This window comes from Pseudomonas sp. St316 (genome assembly GCF_018325905.1).
Lineage (GTDB): Bacteria > Pseudomonadota > Gammaproteobacteria > Pseudomonadales > Pseudomonadaceae > Aquipseudomonas.
This window is the reverse complement of record NZ_AP021901.1, coordinates 3,749,475-3,764,974: the sequence shown is the minus strand read 5'-3', so window position 1 is coordinate 3,764,974 and position 15,500 is coordinate 3,749,475. Positions and strand designations below refer to the sequence as shown.

General features: G+C 62.0%; 17 protein-coding genes. 9 read left to right on the top strand and 8 right to left on the bottom strand.

All coding sequences use genetic code 11. The features are described 5' to 3' along the window. Window positions 1-90 precede the first annotated feature (90 nt). From KI237_RS16730 to KI237_RS16700, 7 genes are read left to right on the top strand one after another with little or no spacing between them, the layout of a single operon-like run. Complete coding sequence (locus KI237_RS16730) at window positions 91-768, top strand: thermostable hemolysin (RefSeq protein ID WP_212796198.1); 678 nt, start codon at window positions 91-93, stop codon at window positions 766-768. Continuing rightward, window positions 758-2,239 (top strand): AMP-binding protein, encoded by a 1,482-nt coding sequence (locus KI237_RS16725; RefSeq protein ID WP_212796197.1) that lies wholly within the window; start codon window positions 758-760, stop codon window positions 2,237-2,239. Before KI237_RS16730 ends, KI237_RS16725 begins: the two co-directional genes overlap by 11 nt. Beyond that, window positions 2,236-2,910, top strand: a complete 675-nt coding sequence (locus KI237_RS16720) for an iron-containing redox enzyme family protein (RefSeq protein WP_212796196.1) — start codon at window positions 2,236-2,238, stop codon at window positions 2,908-2,910. The genes KI237_RS16725 and KI237_RS16720 overlap by 4 nt, the downstream gene beginning before the upstream one ends. Further along, window positions 2,897-3,706 carry an SDR family oxidoreductase gene (locus KI237_RS16715; RefSeq protein WP_212796195.1) on the top strand — a complete coding sequence of 270 codons (810 nt, stop codon included), beginning with the start codon at window positions 2,897-2,899 and terminating at the stop codon, window positions 3,704-3,706. The genes KI237_RS16720 and KI237_RS16715 overlap by 14 nt, the downstream gene beginning before the upstream one ends. Beyond that, window positions 3,703-4,347: a tetratricopeptide repeat protein gene (locus tag KI237_RS16710; RefSeq protein WP_212796194.1), complete on the top strand. Its 645-nt coding sequence runs from the start codon at window positions 3,703-3,705 to the stop codon at window positions 4,345-4,347. Before KI237_RS16715 ends, KI237_RS16710 begins: the two co-directional genes overlap by 4 nt. Window positions 4,348-4,358: 11 nt before the next feature. Further along, window positions 4,359-5,021, top strand: coding sequence for a response regulator (locus tag KI237_RS16705; RefSeq protein WP_212796193.1), 663 nt, complete (start codon window positions 4,359-4,361; stop codon window positions 5,019-5,021). Next, the gene (locus KI237_RS16700; protein WP_212796192.1) at window positions 5,018-6,385 is read left to right on the top strand and encodes a sensor histidine kinase; all 1,368 of its coding nucleotides are present in this window, start codon (window positions 5,018-5,020) and stop codon (window positions 6,383-6,385) included. The genes KI237_RS16705 and KI237_RS16700 overlap by 4 nt, the downstream gene beginning before the upstream one ends. A 12-nt stretch (window positions 6,386-6,397) precedes the next feature. Here the strand turns inward: KI237_RS16700 and KI237_RS16695 are convergent, their stop codons facing one another. Both KI237_RS16695 and KI237_RS16690 read right to left on the bottom strand, forming a co-directional pair. Beyond that, window positions 6,398-6,817, bottom strand: coding sequence for a DUF6691 family protein (locus tag KI237_RS16695; RefSeq protein ID WP_212796191.1), 420 nt, complete (start codon window positions 6,815-6,817; stop codon window positions 6,398-6,400). Window positions 6,818-6,819: 2 nt separating this feature from the next. After that, window positions 6,820-7,254: a YeeE/YedE family protein gene (locus KI237_RS16690; RefSeq protein WP_212796190.1), complete on the bottom strand. Its 435-nt coding sequence runs from the start codon at window positions 7,252-7,254 to the stop codon at window positions 6,820-6,822. 264 nt (window positions 7,255-7,518) lie between these two features. Here KI237_RS16690 and KI237_RS16685 point away from each other — a divergent pair, with 264 nt between their 5' ends. After that, window positions 7,519-8,289, top strand: a complete 771-nt coding sequence (locus KI237_RS16685; protein ID WP_212796189.1) for an EAL domain-containing protein — start codon at window positions 7,519-7,521, stop codon at window positions 8,287-8,289. Window positions 8,290-8,317: 28 nt separating this feature from the next. Here the strand turns inward: KI237_RS16685 and KI237_RS16680 are convergent, their stop codons facing one another. Together KI237_RS16680 and KI237_RS16675 are read right to left on the bottom strand one after the other, a co-directional pair. Then, window positions 8,318-9,661 (bottom strand): OprD family porin, encoded by a 1,344-nt coding sequence (locus tag KI237_RS16680; RefSeq protein WP_212796188.1) that lies wholly within the window; start codon window positions 9,659-9,661, stop codon window positions 8,318-8,320. A 41-nt stretch (window positions 9,662-9,702) separates the two neighbouring features. Then, a complete protein-coding gene (locus KI237_RS16675; protein ID WP_212796187.1) occupies window positions 9,703-10,125 on the bottom strand; it encodes a helix-turn-helix domain-containing protein in 423 nt (140 codons plus the stop codon). 275 nt (window positions 10,126-10,400) lie between these two features. On the opposite strand from KI237_RS16675, the gene KI237_RS16670 reads away from it, so the two are divergent. Continuing rightward, window positions 10,401-11,390 (top strand): MBL fold metallo-hydrolase, encoded by a 990-nt coding sequence (locus tag KI237_RS16670; protein ID WP_212796186.1) that lies wholly within the window; start codon window positions 10,401-10,403, stop codon window positions 11,388-11,390. Between the two features lie 65 nt (window positions 11,391-11,455). On the opposite strand, the gene KI237_RS16665 is transcribed toward KI237_RS16670, so the two are convergent. The 4 genes from KI237_RS16665 to KI237_RS16650 form a co-directional block, all read right to left on the bottom strand. Beyond that, entirely contained in the window at window positions 11,456-12,421 is a 966-nt protein-coding gene (locus tag KI237_RS16665) for an FAD:protein FMN transferase (protein ID WP_212796185.1), read from the bottom strand. Continuing rightward, window positions 12,411-14,591 carry a PepSY domain-containing protein gene (locus tag KI237_RS16660; RefSeq protein WP_212796184.1) on the bottom strand — a complete coding sequence of 727 codons (2,181 nt, stop codon included), beginning with the start codon at window positions 14,589-14,591 and terminating at the stop codon, window positions 12,411-12,413. The genes KI237_RS16665 and KI237_RS16660 overlap by 11 nt, the downstream gene beginning before the upstream one ends. A 25-nt stretch (window positions 14,592-14,616) precedes the next feature. Continuing rightward, complete coding sequence (locus tag KI237_RS16655; RefSeq protein ID WP_212796183.1) at window positions 14,617-15,087, bottom strand: DUF2271 domain-containing protein; 471 nt, start codon at window positions 15,085-15,087, stop codon at window positions 14,617-14,619. Window positions 15,088-15,173: 86 nt separating this feature from the next. Continuing rightward, entirely contained in the window at window positions 15,174-15,497 is a 324-nt protein-coding gene (locus KI237_RS16650; protein ID WP_212796182.1) for a PepSY domain-containing protein, read from the bottom strand. Window positions 15,498-15,500: the final 3 nt, after the last annotated feature.

Here is a 15,500-nt window from a genome sequence, read left to right as displayed (position 1 = left end):
TGGAACGAACCGAAAATTTGCCACCTTCAGACTTCGTTAAGAAACGGCCTCGATACTTTCTCCCCATAGCCCGAGGGAGAACGTTGACCCATGCCCGATTTCGACTGGAACATCCACCTGCCGCTGGCCTTTGGCGACGCCGGCCCGCCGGTTCGCCACTTGCACCGGGCTTTGCCGGGACAACCTCGGCGAGCTGAGTTCGAGGCGTTCATCCAGCAGCGTTTTCGCCAGGTCCACGGCGCCGATATTCGTCACTTCATGCCGCAGCTGTTCGGGCTCGACGATGTCCACGGCACGCTCTGCGCAGTCGCCGGTGTGCGCCGGGCCGCCCAGGGGCCGCTGTTTCTCGAACGTTACCTGGACAGCCCCATCGAGCCCTTGATCAGTGCCGCCGCCGACCGTCCAGTGGACCGCACCGGCATCGTCGAGGTTGGCAACCTGGCCGCCAGCGACACGGGCAGCGCCCGGCTGAGCATCATCGCGATCACTTACCTGTTGGCCATGGGCGGCCTGGAGTGGGTTACGTTCACTGGCAACATCGGCCTGGTCAACAGCTTCCATCGCCTGGGCCTCAAGCCTGTAACGCTGTGCCCGGCCGACCCGCAGCGCCTCGGCGAGGACCGTCATCTCTGGGGGCGCTACTACGAAAGCCAGCCGTGGGTTCATGTCGGGAACATCCGCGCCGGTTTCATTCATCTGCGCAATACCGGCTTGTTCAATCGCCTGGGACTGCCGACGGACCTCGGAGAAACCAGCCATGTCGCCTGAAATGGAACGCTTCAAGGGCGCTCTGCGTGGTCATGCCGAGCGCAGGGGCCATGCCGTGGCGCTGTGGGGCGACGGCTCGCAGCTCGACTACGCGACACTTTATTCCGAAGTGGTGTACCGCCAGCAGCGCCTGCGCGATGAGCACATCAGCGTTGTCGCCCTGGCCCTGGACAACGGCATCGAAGCGATGCTCTGGGACCTTGCCGCGCTGTTCGAAGGGTTGACCTGCGTCATCCTGCCCGGTTTTTTCAGCCAGGCTCAACGTCGGCACTGCCTGGAGCAGAGCCAGGCCGAGCGAGTGATTGCCGAGCCCGCGTTCGAAGCGCAACTGCAAGCTGCCGGCTACCAGCACAGTGGCGAGTTCTGGCGACGGCACTTCGACGGCCCGAGCCGTCTGCCGGCCGGCACCGCCAAGCTGACGTTCACCTCCGGTACCACCGGCACACCCAAAGGTGTCTGCCTGAGCGCCGACAGCCTGTTGCGGGTGGCCCGTGAACTGGAGCAGGCCAGCCAACCGGTCGAGGCCCGGCATCACCTGGCGATACTGCCCCTGGCGATTCTGCTGGAAAACCTTGGTTGCTACGCGGCGTTGTATGCCGGTGCCATGCTAAGCCTGCCCAGCCAGAACACCCTCGGCATCCAGGGTGCCAGTGGGGTCGACCCGACGCGCCTGCTGGGCTGCCTGGCCGAACGTCGGGCGCACAGCTTGATCCTGGTTCCACAACTGCTATTGATGTTGGTCACGGCGGCCGAACAGAAGATGTTCAATCCGCACATCGTGCGATTCGCCGCCGTCGGTGGGGCACGGGTGTCCCACGATTTGTTGCAACGGGCCCAGCGGGTTGGCCTGCCGGTGTTTGAAGGTTATGGGCTGTCGGAGTGCGCCTCGGTGGTCTGTCTCAACCGGCCACAGGCCCATCGTGCCGGCAGTGTCGGCCAGCCGCTGCCCCATGTGGCGGTGCGCTTGGCCGATGACGGCGAAGTCCTGATCAAGGGCTCGACGCTGCTCGGTTACCTGGGTGAGCCTGCGCACGCCAGCGAATGGTGGCCCAGCGGCGACCTGGGTGAGTTCGATGAAGACGGTTTCCTTTACCTGCGCGGGCGCAAGAAACACCAGTTCGTAACCAGCTTCGGTCGCAACGTGAACCCCGAATGGGTTGAAGCCGAACTCACCCAGGGCGGTGATATTGCCCAGGCCTTCGTTTATGGCGAAGCCATGCCGCACAACCATGCGCTGCTCTGGCCCGCTCGGGCCGAGTGCACCGATCAAGCGCTGGAATTGGCCGTGGCCAAGGCCAACGACACGCTGCCCGATTACGCACAGGTCCATCGGTGGACGCGCCTGGACCAACCCTTCAGCGCTGCCAACGGCATGCTCACCGCCAATGGCCGGCCACGTCGGGAGGCCATCGTCGAGCATTACCGCGCGCAGCTCACTTCATCTGTCTTGTCCGAGGAATCCCCATCATGAGTTTTTTTGACACGTTGCAAGAAGCCACCCAGCAAGAACGCCAGACCCTGTTCAATCTGCCGATCATTCGTGACGCCCTCAACGGCCAGGTCAGCCTGGCCAGTTACCGGGGCTTCCTGATCCAGGCGTATTACCACGTGCGCCATACCGTACCGTTGATGATGGCGTGCGGGTCGCGCCTGCCTGCGCACCTGGAATGGCTGCGCAAGGCCGTGTGCGAATACATCGACGAAGAGTACGGCCACGAGCAATGGGTGCTGGATGACATTGCCGTGTGCGGTGGCGACAAGGAGGCGGTACGCAACGGCCAGCCATCGTTGCCCATCGAACTGATGGTCAGTTTCCTCTATGACTTGATCGCCCGGGGCAACCCAGTGGGCCTGTTCGGCATGGTCAATGTGCTGGAGGGCACTAGTATTGCCCTGGCGACCCATGCCGCCGACAGCATCCGCCAGCGCCTGGAGTTGCCACCCACGGCGTTCAGCTACCTCAGCTCCCATGGGTCGCTCGACATCGAACATATGCAGACCTATCGCGGCTTGATGAACCGATTGGAGGATCCGGCGGACCAGGCTGCGGTGATCCATGCCTCCAAGGTGGTGTACCGGTTGTACACCGACATGTTCCGCGGCCTGCCGCGTGACGGGGAGCATGAACATGCGCCTGTGTGATGCACGTGTCGTGCTGACGGGGGCCAGCGGCGGAATCGGCCAGGCCATCGCCGCCGCCCTGTGCGACAGTGGTGCGCAGGTGCTGGCTGTGGCCAGGCATCGCCAAGCCTTGCAGCCGTTGCTGGAGCGTTATCCGCAGCACTTGAGCTGGGTCGAAGCCGACCTGACCTTCCTCGCCGATCGGCGCAAAGTGCTGGTCGCCGCCGAGGCCCTGGGGGGCATTAACCTGCTGGTCAATGCCGCTGGCGTGAACCACTTCGCCATGCTTGAACAACTCGACGACAGTGAAATCAACGCCATGCTGGCGTTGAACATCAGTGCGCCGATCTGCCTGACCAAACTGTTTTTGCCGCTGCTCAAGCAGGCCGACAGCGCAATGGTGGTCAACGTCGGTTCGACCTATGGATCAATCGGCTACCCGGGCTATGCCAGCTACTGCGCCAGCAAGTTTGCCCTGCGTGGTTTTTCCGAAGCCTTGCGCCGGGAGTTGGCCGACACCCGTGTCGGGGTGCTCTACGTGGCGCCCCGGGCCACCCGTACCTCGATGAACAGCCCGGCGGCCGACGCGCTCAACCAGGCGCTCAAGGCCAATGTCGACGACCCGAAAACCGTGGCGACGGCGGTGATCCACGCCATTGTCGGTGACCGTCGCGAACTTTACCTGGGCTGGCCTGAACGCTTTTTCGTCGGCCTCAACAGCCTGCTGCCCAACCTGGTGGACCGTGGCTTGCGCAAACAATTGCCGCTGGTGCGCCGCCTCAGTCACAAACCTGAAAACGAGCACCTCAAGCCATGAAAAAAATCCTCGCTTGCCTATTGATCGGCACCCTGAGCCAGAGCGCCTGGGCGTTGGAGGCGGCCGACCAGCAACGTCTCAGCGACATCCAGCAGAGCTGGGCCCACATTCAATATGAAGTGCCCGAAGGCCAACGTGCTGATGCGTTCGAAAAGCTCGCCGTCCAGGCGTCGGCGTTCAAGCAAGCGCGCCAATCGGTGGCTGAAGCCTGGATCTGGTCTGGCATCGTCAACAGCAGTTGGGCCGGCGCCAAGGGTGGGCTCGGTGCGCTGGGCAAGGTCAAGGATGCCAAGGGCGACCTGGAAAAAGCCCTGGCCCTGGACCCCAAGGCCCTGCAAGGCTCGGCCTACACCAGCCTCGGCGCGCTCTACGACCGGGTGCCGGGTTGGCCCCTGGGTTTTGGCGACTCGGACAAGGCCGAGCAATTGCTCCAGCAGGCTTTGCAACTCAACCCGAACGGCATTGACAGCCTGTACTTTTGGGGCGATCACCTCTACCGTCAGAAGCGCTACAGCGAAGCCAAGGCAGCGCTGCAAAAAGCCTTGCAGGCAGCGCCGCGACCGGGTCGGGAAACGGCCGATGCCGGGCGCCGCAAGGAGATCGACGCGTTACTGGTGGATGTGAACAAGCAACTGAACTGACAGGAGCGTCTGTGCGTTTATTACTGATCGAGGACGACGTGGCCTTGGGGGAGGGCATCCATCAGGCCCTGAGTCGCGAAGGCTATACCGTCGACTGGGTACAGGATGGCAGCAGCGCCTTGCATTCGCTGCTCAGTGAAACGTTTGACCTGGCGGTGCTTGACCTTGGCTTGCCACGCATGGACGGCCTGCAAGTGTTGCGTCGCTTGCGTGACAGTGGCTCCAACCTGCCCGTGCTGATCCTCACCGCCCGCGACGCCACCGAGGATCGCATCGCCGGGTTGGACGCCGGGGCCGATGATTATCTGGTCAAGCCCTTCGATCTGGCGGAGCTCAAGGCCCGGCTACGGGCCTTGTTGCGCCGCAGCGCCGGCCGCGCCCAAGCCTTGATCGAACATGCCGGCATCAGCCTGAATCCCGGTACTCAGCAAGTCAGTTATCAGGGCCAACCGGTGGCCCTGACACCCAAGGAGTATCAGTTGCTCCATGAACTGCTCTCGCCGCCGGGGCGCGTCATGACCCGCGATCATCTGATGCAGTTGCTCTACGGCTGGAACGAGGAGGCCGAGAGCAACACGCTGGAGGTGCACATCCATCACCTGCGCAAGAAATTCTCCACCGACCTGATTCGTACCATTCGCGGTGTCGGTTACCTGGTGGAGGAGCGTCGATGAGCTCGATCCGGCGTCGCACCCTGACGTTGATCCTCGGCTTGCTGTTCCTTGGCCTGTTGATCATCACCGTGTTCAACCTGCATGACAGCAACCACGAAATCGCCGAGGTCTACGATGCCCAGTTGGCGCAAAACGCCCGGCTGTTGCAGGGTGTGATGCGCATGCCGATGGCGAACAAGGAGCACGCCGAGTTGTATCAGGCGTTCAATTCGGCGCTGGGGCAGGCGGTTCCCAGGGTCGATGGCCATCCCTATGAAAGCAAGATTGCCTTTCAGGTCTGGAACTCACAAGGTTCGGTGCTGGTTCATACCTCCAGCGCACCGTCGTTCACCTCACCGCCGGGCGCGCCCGGTTTCAGCGAGGTTGTGGACCAGAGAAGCCGTAAATGGCGGGCGTTTGTCCTGGACGACGCGCAATACGGTTTGAAAATCTGGGTGGGTGAGCGTGACGACGTGCGTGCCGACCTGGTCGACCGCATTGTTCGTCACACTGTCGTGCCCAACCTGATCGGCAGCGTGGTGCTGGCCGCCGTGATCTGGCTGGCCATCGGCTGGGGGCTCAAGCCCCTGATCGATATGGCAGCGAAGTTGCGGGCCAGGCATCCCGGCTCACTCGAACCCCTGCAAATGATGCCGCTGCCTACGGAGCTTGAGCCCATGCAGGCGGCCCTCAACCGCGTCCTGGCGCAGATCCAGGAGGTGATGGGCCGTGAGCGGCGTTTCATTGCCGACGCCGCCCATGAAATGCGTACGCCCTTGGCCGTGCTGCGGGTGCATGCACAGAACCTGATAGAGGCGGGGAGCGAGCAAAACCGTCGCGAGTCCCTGGAGCACCTGATCGCTGGCGTCGATCGCACCACGCGTTTGGTCAATCAACTGCTCACCATGGCGCGGCTCGAACCGCAGGCAGGCGTTCCGACGCCGGCGGTCATCGACCTGCCTGCCACGGTTCGTGCGAGCCTGGTTCAACTGACGCCCTGGTTGTTGAGCAAGGGACTCGAGCCGGTGCTGGATGTCAGCGATGACATCGGCCCGGTTCGCATCGACCCGGTGGCCATCGACATCGCCTTGAATAACCTGGTGACCAATGCGGCCAACTTTTCTCCGGCCAACGGCACGATCACGGTACGACTGGCCAGGAAGGGCGACCACTACGAGCTGTCAGTCGAAGACCAGGGGCCGGGTATCGACGAGGCCGAGCGTGAGCGGCTCTTCGAGCGGTTCTACAGCCGCGGCAATGACCAGGGGGCGGGGTTGGGTCTGACGATTGTACGCACCATCGCGGATCATCTGGGAGGGCGCATACGCTTGGAGAATCGCACCGAGGGTGGGCTGTGCGCGACCTTGGAAATAGGGCGCTTCTAAGCGATCTCCCGATCAATGGCCGCGCCGGTTTTCCAGCACGGAGAACAACAACATGCCCGCCAACAGGGCCAGCATGAACACAAAGGCTTGCCAGTGTCCGGTTAGCAGGATGGCCACGGCGGGACCAGGACAGATGCCGGCAATGCCCCAGCCAATGCCGAACACCAGGCTGCCACCGATCAGGCGTCGGTCCAGTTCTCGCTTGACCGGCAACTGCATGGGGCTGCCCAGCAGCGACTGGGTCCGTTGGCGCGCCCAGGCCAGGGGGACAATGGCGGTGCCAATCGCCCCGATCATCACCAGCGCCAGGGACGGGTCCCAAGTGCCGGCCAGGTCCAGGAAACCCAACACTTTTTTCGGGTTGGCCATGCCTGCCAGGAGCAACCCCAAGCCAAAGAGCAGGCCGGCGATGAATGCCGTCAGTTTGCGCATGTTCAAACCCCCATCACGTGACGCAGGACAAACACCGTGGCGAAACCGCTGAGCATGAAACACGCCGTGGCGACCATCGAGCGCGGTGAAAGGCGCGATATACCGCACACGCCATGGCCACTGGTGCAACCCGAACCGTAACGCGTGCCGACACCCACCAACAGGCCCGCGACAATGAGGCCGAGCCAGCCATTCTGGAACTCGATCGGTGGCAACGTCGCAAACACGCCCCATACCAGCGGCGCGACCAGCAGGCCCAGGAGAAACAGAGCCTTTTCGCCCAGGCCTTCGCTGCCCCGCTGCAGCAGGCTGCCGATCAGCCCACTGATGCCGGCGATCCGGCCGTTAGCGACCACGAACAGGCTAGCCGCCAAGCCAATCAACATACCGCCGGCCAGGGATGACCAGGGCGTGAAGTTGATCCAGTCAAGATTCATCAGCGTTCTCCGGTACCTAATCGTTGATAGACCACTACGCGATTCACCCCAGGACTTATACAGGCGGGGCGGCGGCCGCTACCAGCATACACACAAGTGCGAAGCTTCTTTACAGCTAGGGTTCCAAGGCGCCTACGCAAGGAGTGTCTGCCGATTCTGGTTTCCCTGACACTTCAGAAACCCGGGTTCATGCCGATTCAGGGGATATGGCTACACTTCGGTGCAACTGCAAAGGCGGGTCATTCCCGCCACGGAAGACTGACCATGATGAAAGGCTCTGCATTCAAATCACTCGGTTGCGCCGAGTGCCGTAACCATGAGGCGTTGGGGTTTGATTTCACCATGGCCTTTCAGCCGATTTTCAACGTCCGCACGCGCGCGGCGTTTGCCTATGAGGCGTTGGTGAGGGGCATCAATGGCGAGTCGGCAGGCTACATTCTGGGGATGGTGAACGACGGCAACCGTTATCGATTCGATCAGGCATGCCGCGTGAAGGCCATCGAAGAATCCGCCAGATTGGGCATTCTGGAGATCCCCAATTGCTTGCTGAGCATTAATTTTCTACCCAAGGCCGTGTACCGGCCCGAAACCTGTATCCGGGCGACCTTGGAAGCTGCGCGCCTGACAAACTTCCCGCCAGACAGGATCATGTTCGAAGTCACCGAAGGCGAAAGGGTGGACGACCCGGATCATCTCAAGGGAATTTTCGTGGAGTACGAGCGTCAAGGCTTCACAACCGCCATTGACGATTTTGGTTCTGGCTATTCGGGCCTCAACTTGCTGGCCATGTTCCAACCCCAGGTGCTGAAGATCGATATGGCACTGACCCGCAACATTGATCAAGACCTCATCAAACAAGCGATCGTGGAAGGCATCATTCTGGTCGCCAGGCGCCTGGGGATTTTAGTCATCGCTGAAGGTGTCGAGACCCATGAAGAAAGCTCAATGCTTTTAGGCATGGGTATTGAACTGATGCAGGGGTATTTGTATGCACGGCCTGAGGTCGGCCGTCTTGCTACTGGCCGCTTTGACTAGAACATCAGCGCTCCCAATTGCGGGAGAGTCAGAGCGGCCCCAGCTTGAGTGGGTACTCAATAACGAGGTACAGCCGGTCGATGTCATCGCCGCCCTGGCTGGTGTTGGCGCGATGGGTGACATGGGACAGTTGCAACGACAGGTCCTTCGCCGGGCCTGACTGCACGATGTAGTGCAGGTTCAGGTCGCGCTCCCAATGGCGTCCGCCGTCCCCTTGTTGCGGACGGTAGCTGTTGGTATCGGTATCGAACGGGTTGTAGGCACCGCCTTGGGGGGCATGGCTGCCGTCGATCCCGCGTCCAGTCACATAGCGGGCCATGAAGCTCAGGCCGGGGATGCCCAGGGTGCCCAGGTCAAGGTCGTAGCGCGCTTGCCACGAGCGCTCGCCGGGGCCATTGAAGTCGGCATATTTGATCGAGTTGGCCAGGTAGATGGAGTCGCCGCCGACGAAATCGAAGGGCGTGTCGCCGTTGATTTTCTGATAGGCCAGGGTGAACGCCTGGGCATTGAGCCGGTACTTGCCGCTCAGGCTATAGGCTGTGGTGTCGATGGCCCCGGCAATGGCCTTGCCATCGTCGCGGGTGTGATACAGGTTGCCGTCGAGGAACAGTTCGCCAAGGGTGGTATGCAGGTTGGCATAGTACTGGCGCCAGGTGTCGCTCAGTTCGGAGGCGTAGAGCGCGCCGCCCAAGGCTTGGCCAGTGAACAGGTCGGCGCCGATGAAGTCGATGGCGCCGTGGCGCGTCGTCGCCCCATACCCGGAAAAATCACCCTTGCCGGTCGACGCGTCCTGATTCTTGAACGCACTGAAGTGACCCGCTTGCAGGTCGACCCCTTCGAACTCGCGGCTGGAGAGCAGCAGGCCGCTGGTGTACTCCGGTTGCAGGCGCTTGTCTGCGGTGTCGAATACCGGGCTCTGCACGGTCATTTCGCCGACCGCCAGGGTGGTGCGTGAGGTGTTGAATTTCAGCGCGCCGCCGGCGCTGGAGTACTGGTCCTCGCTTCGCCCGTTCTCATCCAGCGGCAATAGCCCCGTTCCGGAATGCCCCTTGCCGCCGTCCAGTTTCAACCCCAGGAACCCGTGGGCATCGATGCCTACGCCGATCGTGCCGGGGGTGAAACCGGACTCGAACGAAGTGATGAAGCCTTGGGCCCATTCCTGTTTGTAGCTTTTACCTGCCGCAGTCGGGGTGCGATAGTCATTGTTGAGGTAGAAGTTGCGGCTGAGGACTTCCAGCGTCGCCCCGTCGAGAAAGCCAGGCGTGCTTGGTCCGAGGTCCGCTGCCAGCGCCGGCGCGGCGCTGCCGGTGAACAGGGCAAGCAGCCAGAGCGGTTTCAGGACCATGGTTGAGTGGTTTGGTGCAAACAACATGCTTCATTTCCATGTGAAAGTTGGACGGGCGAAGGGCGGTATTACGCGCAGCCAGGTGTGTACGGCTGAGCGCGCAGTTCTCGACATCGCCAGGCGAACGGATTGATGCCTTCGCTGTGGGTGAAGATGTGGCAAAAATGCGCCTGATCGCAGAACCCGCATTCCAGGCTGATTTGCGTCAGGGTCAAGTCGGTCTCCCGGATCAGTTGTTTGGCCCGGGCGATGCGCTGGCTACGGATCCAGGCCTGAGGGGACTGGCCGGTGCTGCACTTGAAGGCTCGGGAGAAATGACTGCGGGACAGGGCGCAGGCCTTGGCCAGTTCAGCAATTTCCAGGGTGTCGCTCAGGCCGTCGAGAATCATTTTCTTGACCAGGCTTTCGCGCCAGGGAGACAGGCCACCGATGCTGGTTTTGCGCGTGGGCTTGATGGGCGCCCTGAGGGTGGTGTGCGATGCATGAGCCATGACAAACATTCCGTGTCAGCGGGAAATGTCCGGCGCACCGCACGGTGGGCAGGCAGCTTCCGGCATGAGAAAACAGGTCTGGACAGAGGGCTTCATTCTTGGGTGCGGGGCGCGAGTGTGCGAGTTAAACGTTGTTAATTGCGTTCGGGTTCGGCGCCGGGCGTAGTACTCATTCAGCACATGGCTGCAATTTTTGCTGTGCGGGGCGAGTGCATGATGACCTTCTCCGGCTGGTGTATGGGTGGCCGTTCTTCTGACTCGATCAAGGTGAAGGTATGAAGCATTCTCTGGTGTGCGCATTGCGTGGAGCAGGCCTGGCATTGGCGCTGACATCGTTGGACGCTCTGGCCCAGGCGCCGCTGCAGGCCACTCAAGTTCCCGGTTATTACCGCCTGGCGGTGGGGGACTATGAAGTGACGGCGCTGTTCGACGGCTACAACGATCTCTCTCCCAAGCTGCTCGAAGGCCTGAGCCAAAGCCAGATCCGCGCCTTGCTCGCCCGTCGCTCGATTGAAACGCCGGGGGTGCAGACTGCCTTCAACGCTTTTCTGGTCAATACCGGTAAGCAACTGATCTTGGTGGACACCGGTGCCGGCCAGTGCATCGGCGCCACGGCTGGAATGCTCTCGGCGAACATGCAGGCCGCCGGTTATCGCCCGGAGCAGGTTGATGCCATCCTGCTGACTCATTTGCACCTGGATCACGTGTGCGGGCTGGTCGACGACAAGCAGCAACCGTTGTTCGCCAACGCGACGGTCTACGCGGCGAAGGCGGAAGCCGATTACTGGCTCGATCCCCAGGCGATGACCAAGGCGCCCGTCGGTGCCCGGGAGTTCTTCAAGATCGCTCAGGACTCCACCGCTCCTTATGTGGCAGCCGGCCGCTTCAAGACCTTCGCCAGCGGCCAGTCGCCAGTGCCCGGTGTCAATGCCGAACTGGAGCCTGGGCATACGCCCGGCAGCACTACGTACCGTTTTACCTCCCAAGGCCAGAGCATCCTGTTCATGGGGGACCTGGTGCATAACCTGGCGGTGCAGTTTGAGCATCCCGAAGTATCGATTCGTTTCGATGTCGACAATCGACGGGCGATCGAGAGCCGGGCCAAGGTGTTCAATGAGGCGGCCACCGCCAAGACCTGGGTGACGGCGGCGCATCTGCCGTTTCCGGGGATAGGGCATATCAGTGCGATGGGCGGGCACTTCCAGTGGGTACCGGTCGAGTACGGGCCTTATCAACGGGCCGCCAAGGTACCGATGATCGAATGAAATCCGATTGCTTGCGCCGTTAAAACGGGCCTTGCTTCACTGCCGCCGCGATTCGAGGCTCGGCGTCAGCGCGTTTGGACCTGAGCTTGCAACTGCCCACCGACAATGGATATTTCCTTGAGCTGCAAACCGTCGCGCACGACGAACAATGCGTCCATCCCTCGTTCTTGCGCCAAGCGGGGGCCTTGGTTTTCGCCCAGTACCATCAACGCTGTGGCCCAGGCGTCGGCGAGCATGCATGAGGTTGATACCACCGTGACGGCTGCCAGTGCGTTGCACAGCGGGGCACCGGTGGCCGGGCTCATCGTATGGGCGAAGGATTGCCCCTTGATGTCGACCCAGTGTCGGTAATCCCCGGAGGTGGCGATGGCAGCGTCGCTGAGTTCCATCACACCCATGACCTCACGCACGCCCCGATGGGGTTTTTCTATGGCCACGACCCAAGGCTGCTCATCCGGTTTGCTGCCGCGGGCACGCATCTCGCCGTCGATGCCTACCAGATAGCGCGTGATGCCAAACCTGTCCAGGCAGCGGGCCAGTTCATCGACACCAAAACCTTTGGCAATGCCGTTCAAATTGAGGTTCAGCGGTGCCTGTTTGCGCACCTGGTTGCGTTGTGAATCAACGACCAGCGCGGCACGAGTCGAGCGCCGAGTTGGCGCAGGCAACCCATCGAGCGCCGACTCCGTGATGGACCTCTCGCCGGGACCGAAGCCCCAGGCGTCCACCAGATCACCAACGGCGATGTCGAAGGCACCGCCCGATTGCCGGCTGACGCGCAGCGCCGCAGACAATACCGTGGTCAGCTCCTCGGGCACGGCTATCCATTCTTGCAAAGGTGCGTTGTTGAGGCGATTGAGGTCGGAGTCGGGTTTCCAGGTCGACATTTGCTGGTCCACCCGGGCCACGGCACTTGCCAGCGCGTGGCTGACTGCGGGGATATCGGGTTTGGCCGGGGCGTAGAACAGGGCGGTGTAGCGCGTGCCCATGGTTTCGCCGTTCAGGCTGTAGCGTCGCCATTCAGTAGACATCTTCGCGGTAGCGCCCCTGTGCTTTGAGGGTCAGCACATTCAGGTTGAGGGGAGCCAGCACTTCGTCCAGCGCCAGCATCACGCCCTTGGCCATCTCGCGACCGCCGCAAACCAGTACCTGGGCACCTTTTTCTATCAGCCGCCGCAACATCAGGGCGTCGCTGATCAGCCGGTCTTGCACGTAGGAACGGTCCATGACCTGGGAAAAGGCCGCGTGCAATGCCGTCAAGCGACGGTCAGCCAGGTAATGGTTGAGCTCGGTTTCGTAGAGGAAGTCCGAGGCCGGGTTGCGCCCGCCCCAATACAAGTGCATCGGGTGGTGGGCCTTGTTGTTTCGGATAAAACCGGCCAGGGGGCCGATGCCGGTACCGGCGCCGATCAGGATCACTGGGTGCGCCCCCGACGCTGGGCGAAATTGTGGGTTCGGTTGGATAAAGGCGTCGATGGTCGCCGTGATCTCCAAACTGTGAAGTAATGATGAGCACAGGCCTCCTTTGTGTTTGCGTACACAGATCTCCAGCACGCCGTCCTGTGAGCTGCTGGCCAGCGAGTAAAACCGAGGGAGGGGGTTGTCAGGGGGCAGGATGCCGACCAGATCTCCGGCCTCAAAGGCCGGTAACGTCCCTGAGGCTTTGAAACGCAGTACGTGGGTGGGCGCGCCTACCTGTTCACCATAGGCAATGCGCTCGACCAGCATCAGTTGATGGGTGCGTGGCGGCTGTGCGGTGTGGATCAACGTCAAGTCATGCCCCAGCGCCTCACCCACGGCATGGCCCCAGCGAGCAAATTCCTGGGAGGACTGGCGGTTGATGGTTTCCAGGGCGATCAACGGCGTGCCACCGGCCTGCAACAAGGCGTCCTGCACCTGGTGGGCAAATTGACAGAACTGGGCAAACTGGCGGTCACCAAAGCCCAATACGGCAAACGCCTGTCCGGGTTTCAGGCCAGTGCTGGCCAGCTGGGCCAGGAACTGCGAAGCACAGGCCGGGGCGTTGCCGTCACCGTGGGTTGCGGTGAGGATGAACACCCGTTGCGCGTTGATGCAGGCGTTGGCGTATTGATTCATTGCCGCGCTGTGGACGCGGTGACCGGCTTGGTGCAAGGCTTCATGCAAGGTGTTGGCAAAGCCCCAGGTGCTGTTGGTTTCGCTGCCTACCAGGATCACGATGTCGGCGGATTGCGCGGAGCTGTCATGACGGATGTTCGGCGCGGCTTTGCGGCGACGCCACCACATCAGCAGGCCAGTGATGCTCATCAACGGCACGCAAAGTGCGCTAAGGCCAAGCAACAGGCCGAGCCACCACAGCCCTTCACCGGTGTGCAATCGGTAGATCCATTCGTAGACGGTGTGCATCCCGTCATGGGCTTGATAGGACAGCAGGTTGCCGCGGGCCGGGTCCACATAGCCGTCGCCCTGGGCCGTGCGCAAGGAAAACACGTCTTGCGGGTTATTGGGACTGGGGTAGACGAGTTCGCGCAGGTCATTCAGATCGATTGAGGCCAAAGCGTGCAGGTTCGCCACCGGCAAGGCTGGGGCGCTGCTGACGCGGTCGGGGAACGCGGGCTCGACTTGGCTGCCATCGGCGATGAAGTCGAACGTAACGGCGCACAGATAGAGCCCGCTGAGGGCCGACAACAGCAGCCCCCATAGCGCCAGGCGTCCGACTTGCGCGTGCCAACGCTGGCTGAAGTTGCCCCGCAGTGGACGCAGCAGGTTGCGCCAGCCGCCGACCCGCCGGACCAGCAACAGCGCCCCGGACACCAACAGCATCAGCATGAGCAGCGCGCCGGCCCCTGCGAGCCCATGGCCCGGCGAACCCAGGAACAGCGAGCGGTGCAGGTCTTTCATCCAGCGCGAGAAGGTACCGGGCTCGTACGGTGCCAAGCCTTGACCGCTCAGCGGGTCGACCTCCTCGGCGCCGACCTGGCCTTCACGGTTGTAGTAGACGATGACCGTCCCGGACGCCGTACGCTGGATCTGCTCCACGGCTGGAAAGTGCTCGGCGACGCGTCCCGCCAACTGAGCGACATTGACTTGCCCGAGCGCCGTGGACGTGTTGTTCAGGCGTTCAAGGGCCGGATTGACAGACAATATCGCGCCGCTGACGGCCAATAGCATGACCAAAAGGGCGGCAATCAAACCGGGTAGGGCATGGAGCTGGCGAAGCATGTTCGGCCTCCGCAAATGGCAGGTGCTACAGATCGTAGGTAAAGGATTCGACGAAGGTATTGCCCGCCACTGGCTTGCCTGCACCTTGAGAAGTCAGGGCCACGCTGACGTCGGCCCGGGCATCACGCTTATCCTCGACGGCGCTATCGATACGGACCTGATACCCGGTATCGATCAGGGCGTCTGCCAGCTCGACGCTGACTTTGAGTGTGTCGCCGCTGCCAACGCTGGCGCCGCTGACGCCGTCGTACTCGCTGGGGCTCATCTTGCTGCCACGGGCCCAGTCGGCCAGGTGCTTGTAGTACTTGGTTTTTTTGCCGGCCACCCAAAGGGTTTTCTGGTACTGGCCGTTGGCGTCGGTGACGTAGATCGCCAGGTACGCATCGTTGCCGCTGTAGCGCTTGAGCTGGGTCGTGAGGGTTATTTCACGGGCTTGAGCCAGCCCCGGCAGGATGATGGCGCTGGCGAGGCAGGTTGCAGCGATGATTTTTTTCATGGGAGGTGTCCTTTTGATCGTTGGGGCCAGAGCCTGGACCTGCTTGCTGACAGCAACCTGAACGGCAGGGCCGATGCGTTGAAATGTCACGGTGCGGGGGCCGGGGCGAGGTAAGCGCTGGCGTCATCATCGTCCCGGAAGTAGATCTCGAGCTTGCGCAGGTGCAGCGACGCCGGTGCGTAGCGGGCTTCGACGACATTGCCTTGGCGGTCCAGGCCCTTGAGCTTGTAACAGCCGTCGTCGACCTTGATGCGCTGCACGGTCCAGCCGTAGCGCTGTTCCACCTGCAGGCGCAGGGTTTCCCGTGGCTGCCAGTCGTTGACCGGTTCGCCGCAGTCGTCATCGGCCAAGGCGTAACCGTTGGCCAGCACACTGATCAGCGCAGTGCTGGCGATAAAACCTGTTTTCATGAT

Coding starts and splice junctions, on each gene's coding strand:
- KI237_RS16655 (WP_212796183.1), bottom strand. CDS start 15,087: ATGAAAAAAATCATCGCTGCAACCTGCCTCGCCAGCGCCATCATCCTG.
- KI237_RS16715 (WP_212796195.1), top strand. CDS start 2,897: ATGCGCCTGTGTGATGCACGTGTCGTGCTGACGGGGGCCAGCGGCGGA.
- KI237_RS16725 (WP_212796197.1), top strand. CDS start 758: ATGTCGCCTGAAATGGAACGCTTCAAGGGCGCTCTGCGTGGTCATGCC.
- KI237_RS16730 (WP_212796198.1), top strand. CDS start 91: ATGCCCGATTTCGACTGGAACATCCACCTGCCGCTGGCCTTTGGCGAC.
- KI237_RS16690 (WP_212796190.1), bottom strand. CDS start 7,254: ATGAATCTTGACTGGATCAACTTCACGCCCTGGTCATCCCTGGCCGGC.
- KI237_RS16710 (WP_212796194.1), top strand. CDS start 3,703: ATGAAAAAAATCCTCGCTTGCCTATTGATCGGCACCCTGAGCCAGAGC.
- KI237_RS16720 (WP_212796196.1), top strand. CDS start 2,236: ATGAGTTTTTTTGACACGTTGCAAGAAGCCACCCAGCAAGAACGCCAG.
- KI237_RS16670 (WP_212796186.1), top strand. CDS start 10,401: ATGAAGCATTCTCTGGTGTGCGCATTGCGTGGAGCAGGCCTGGCATTG.
- KI237_RS16650 (WP_212796182.1), bottom strand. CDS start 15,497: ATGAAAACAGGTTTTATCGCCAGCACTGCGCTGATCAGTGTGCTGGCC.
- KI237_RS16665 (WP_212796185.1), bottom strand. CDS start 12,421: ATGTCTACTGAATGGCGACGCTACAGCCTGAACGGCGAAACCATGGGC.
- KI237_RS16685 (WP_212796189.1), top strand. CDS start 7,519: ATGATGAAAGGCTCTGCATTCAAATCACTCGGTTGCGCCGAGTGCCGT.
- KI237_RS16660 (WP_212796184.1), bottom strand. CDS start 14,591: ATGCTTCGCCAGCTCCATGCCCTACCCGGTTTGATTGCCGCCCTTTTG.
- KI237_RS16680 (WP_212796188.1), bottom strand. CDS start 9,661: ATGTTGTTTGCACCAAACCACTCAACCATGGTCCTGAAACCGCTCTGG.
- KI237_RS16695 (WP_212796191.1), bottom strand. CDS start 6,817: ATGCGCAAACTGACGGCATTCATCGCCGGCCTGCTCTTTGGCTTGGGG.
- KI237_RS16675 (WP_212796187.1), bottom strand. CDS start 10,125: ATGGCTCATGCATCGCACACCACCCTCAGGGCGCCCATCAAGCCCACG.
- KI237_RS16700 (WP_212796192.1), top strand. CDS start 5,018: ATGAGCTCGATCCGGCGTCGCACCCTGACGTTGATCCTCGGCTTGCTG.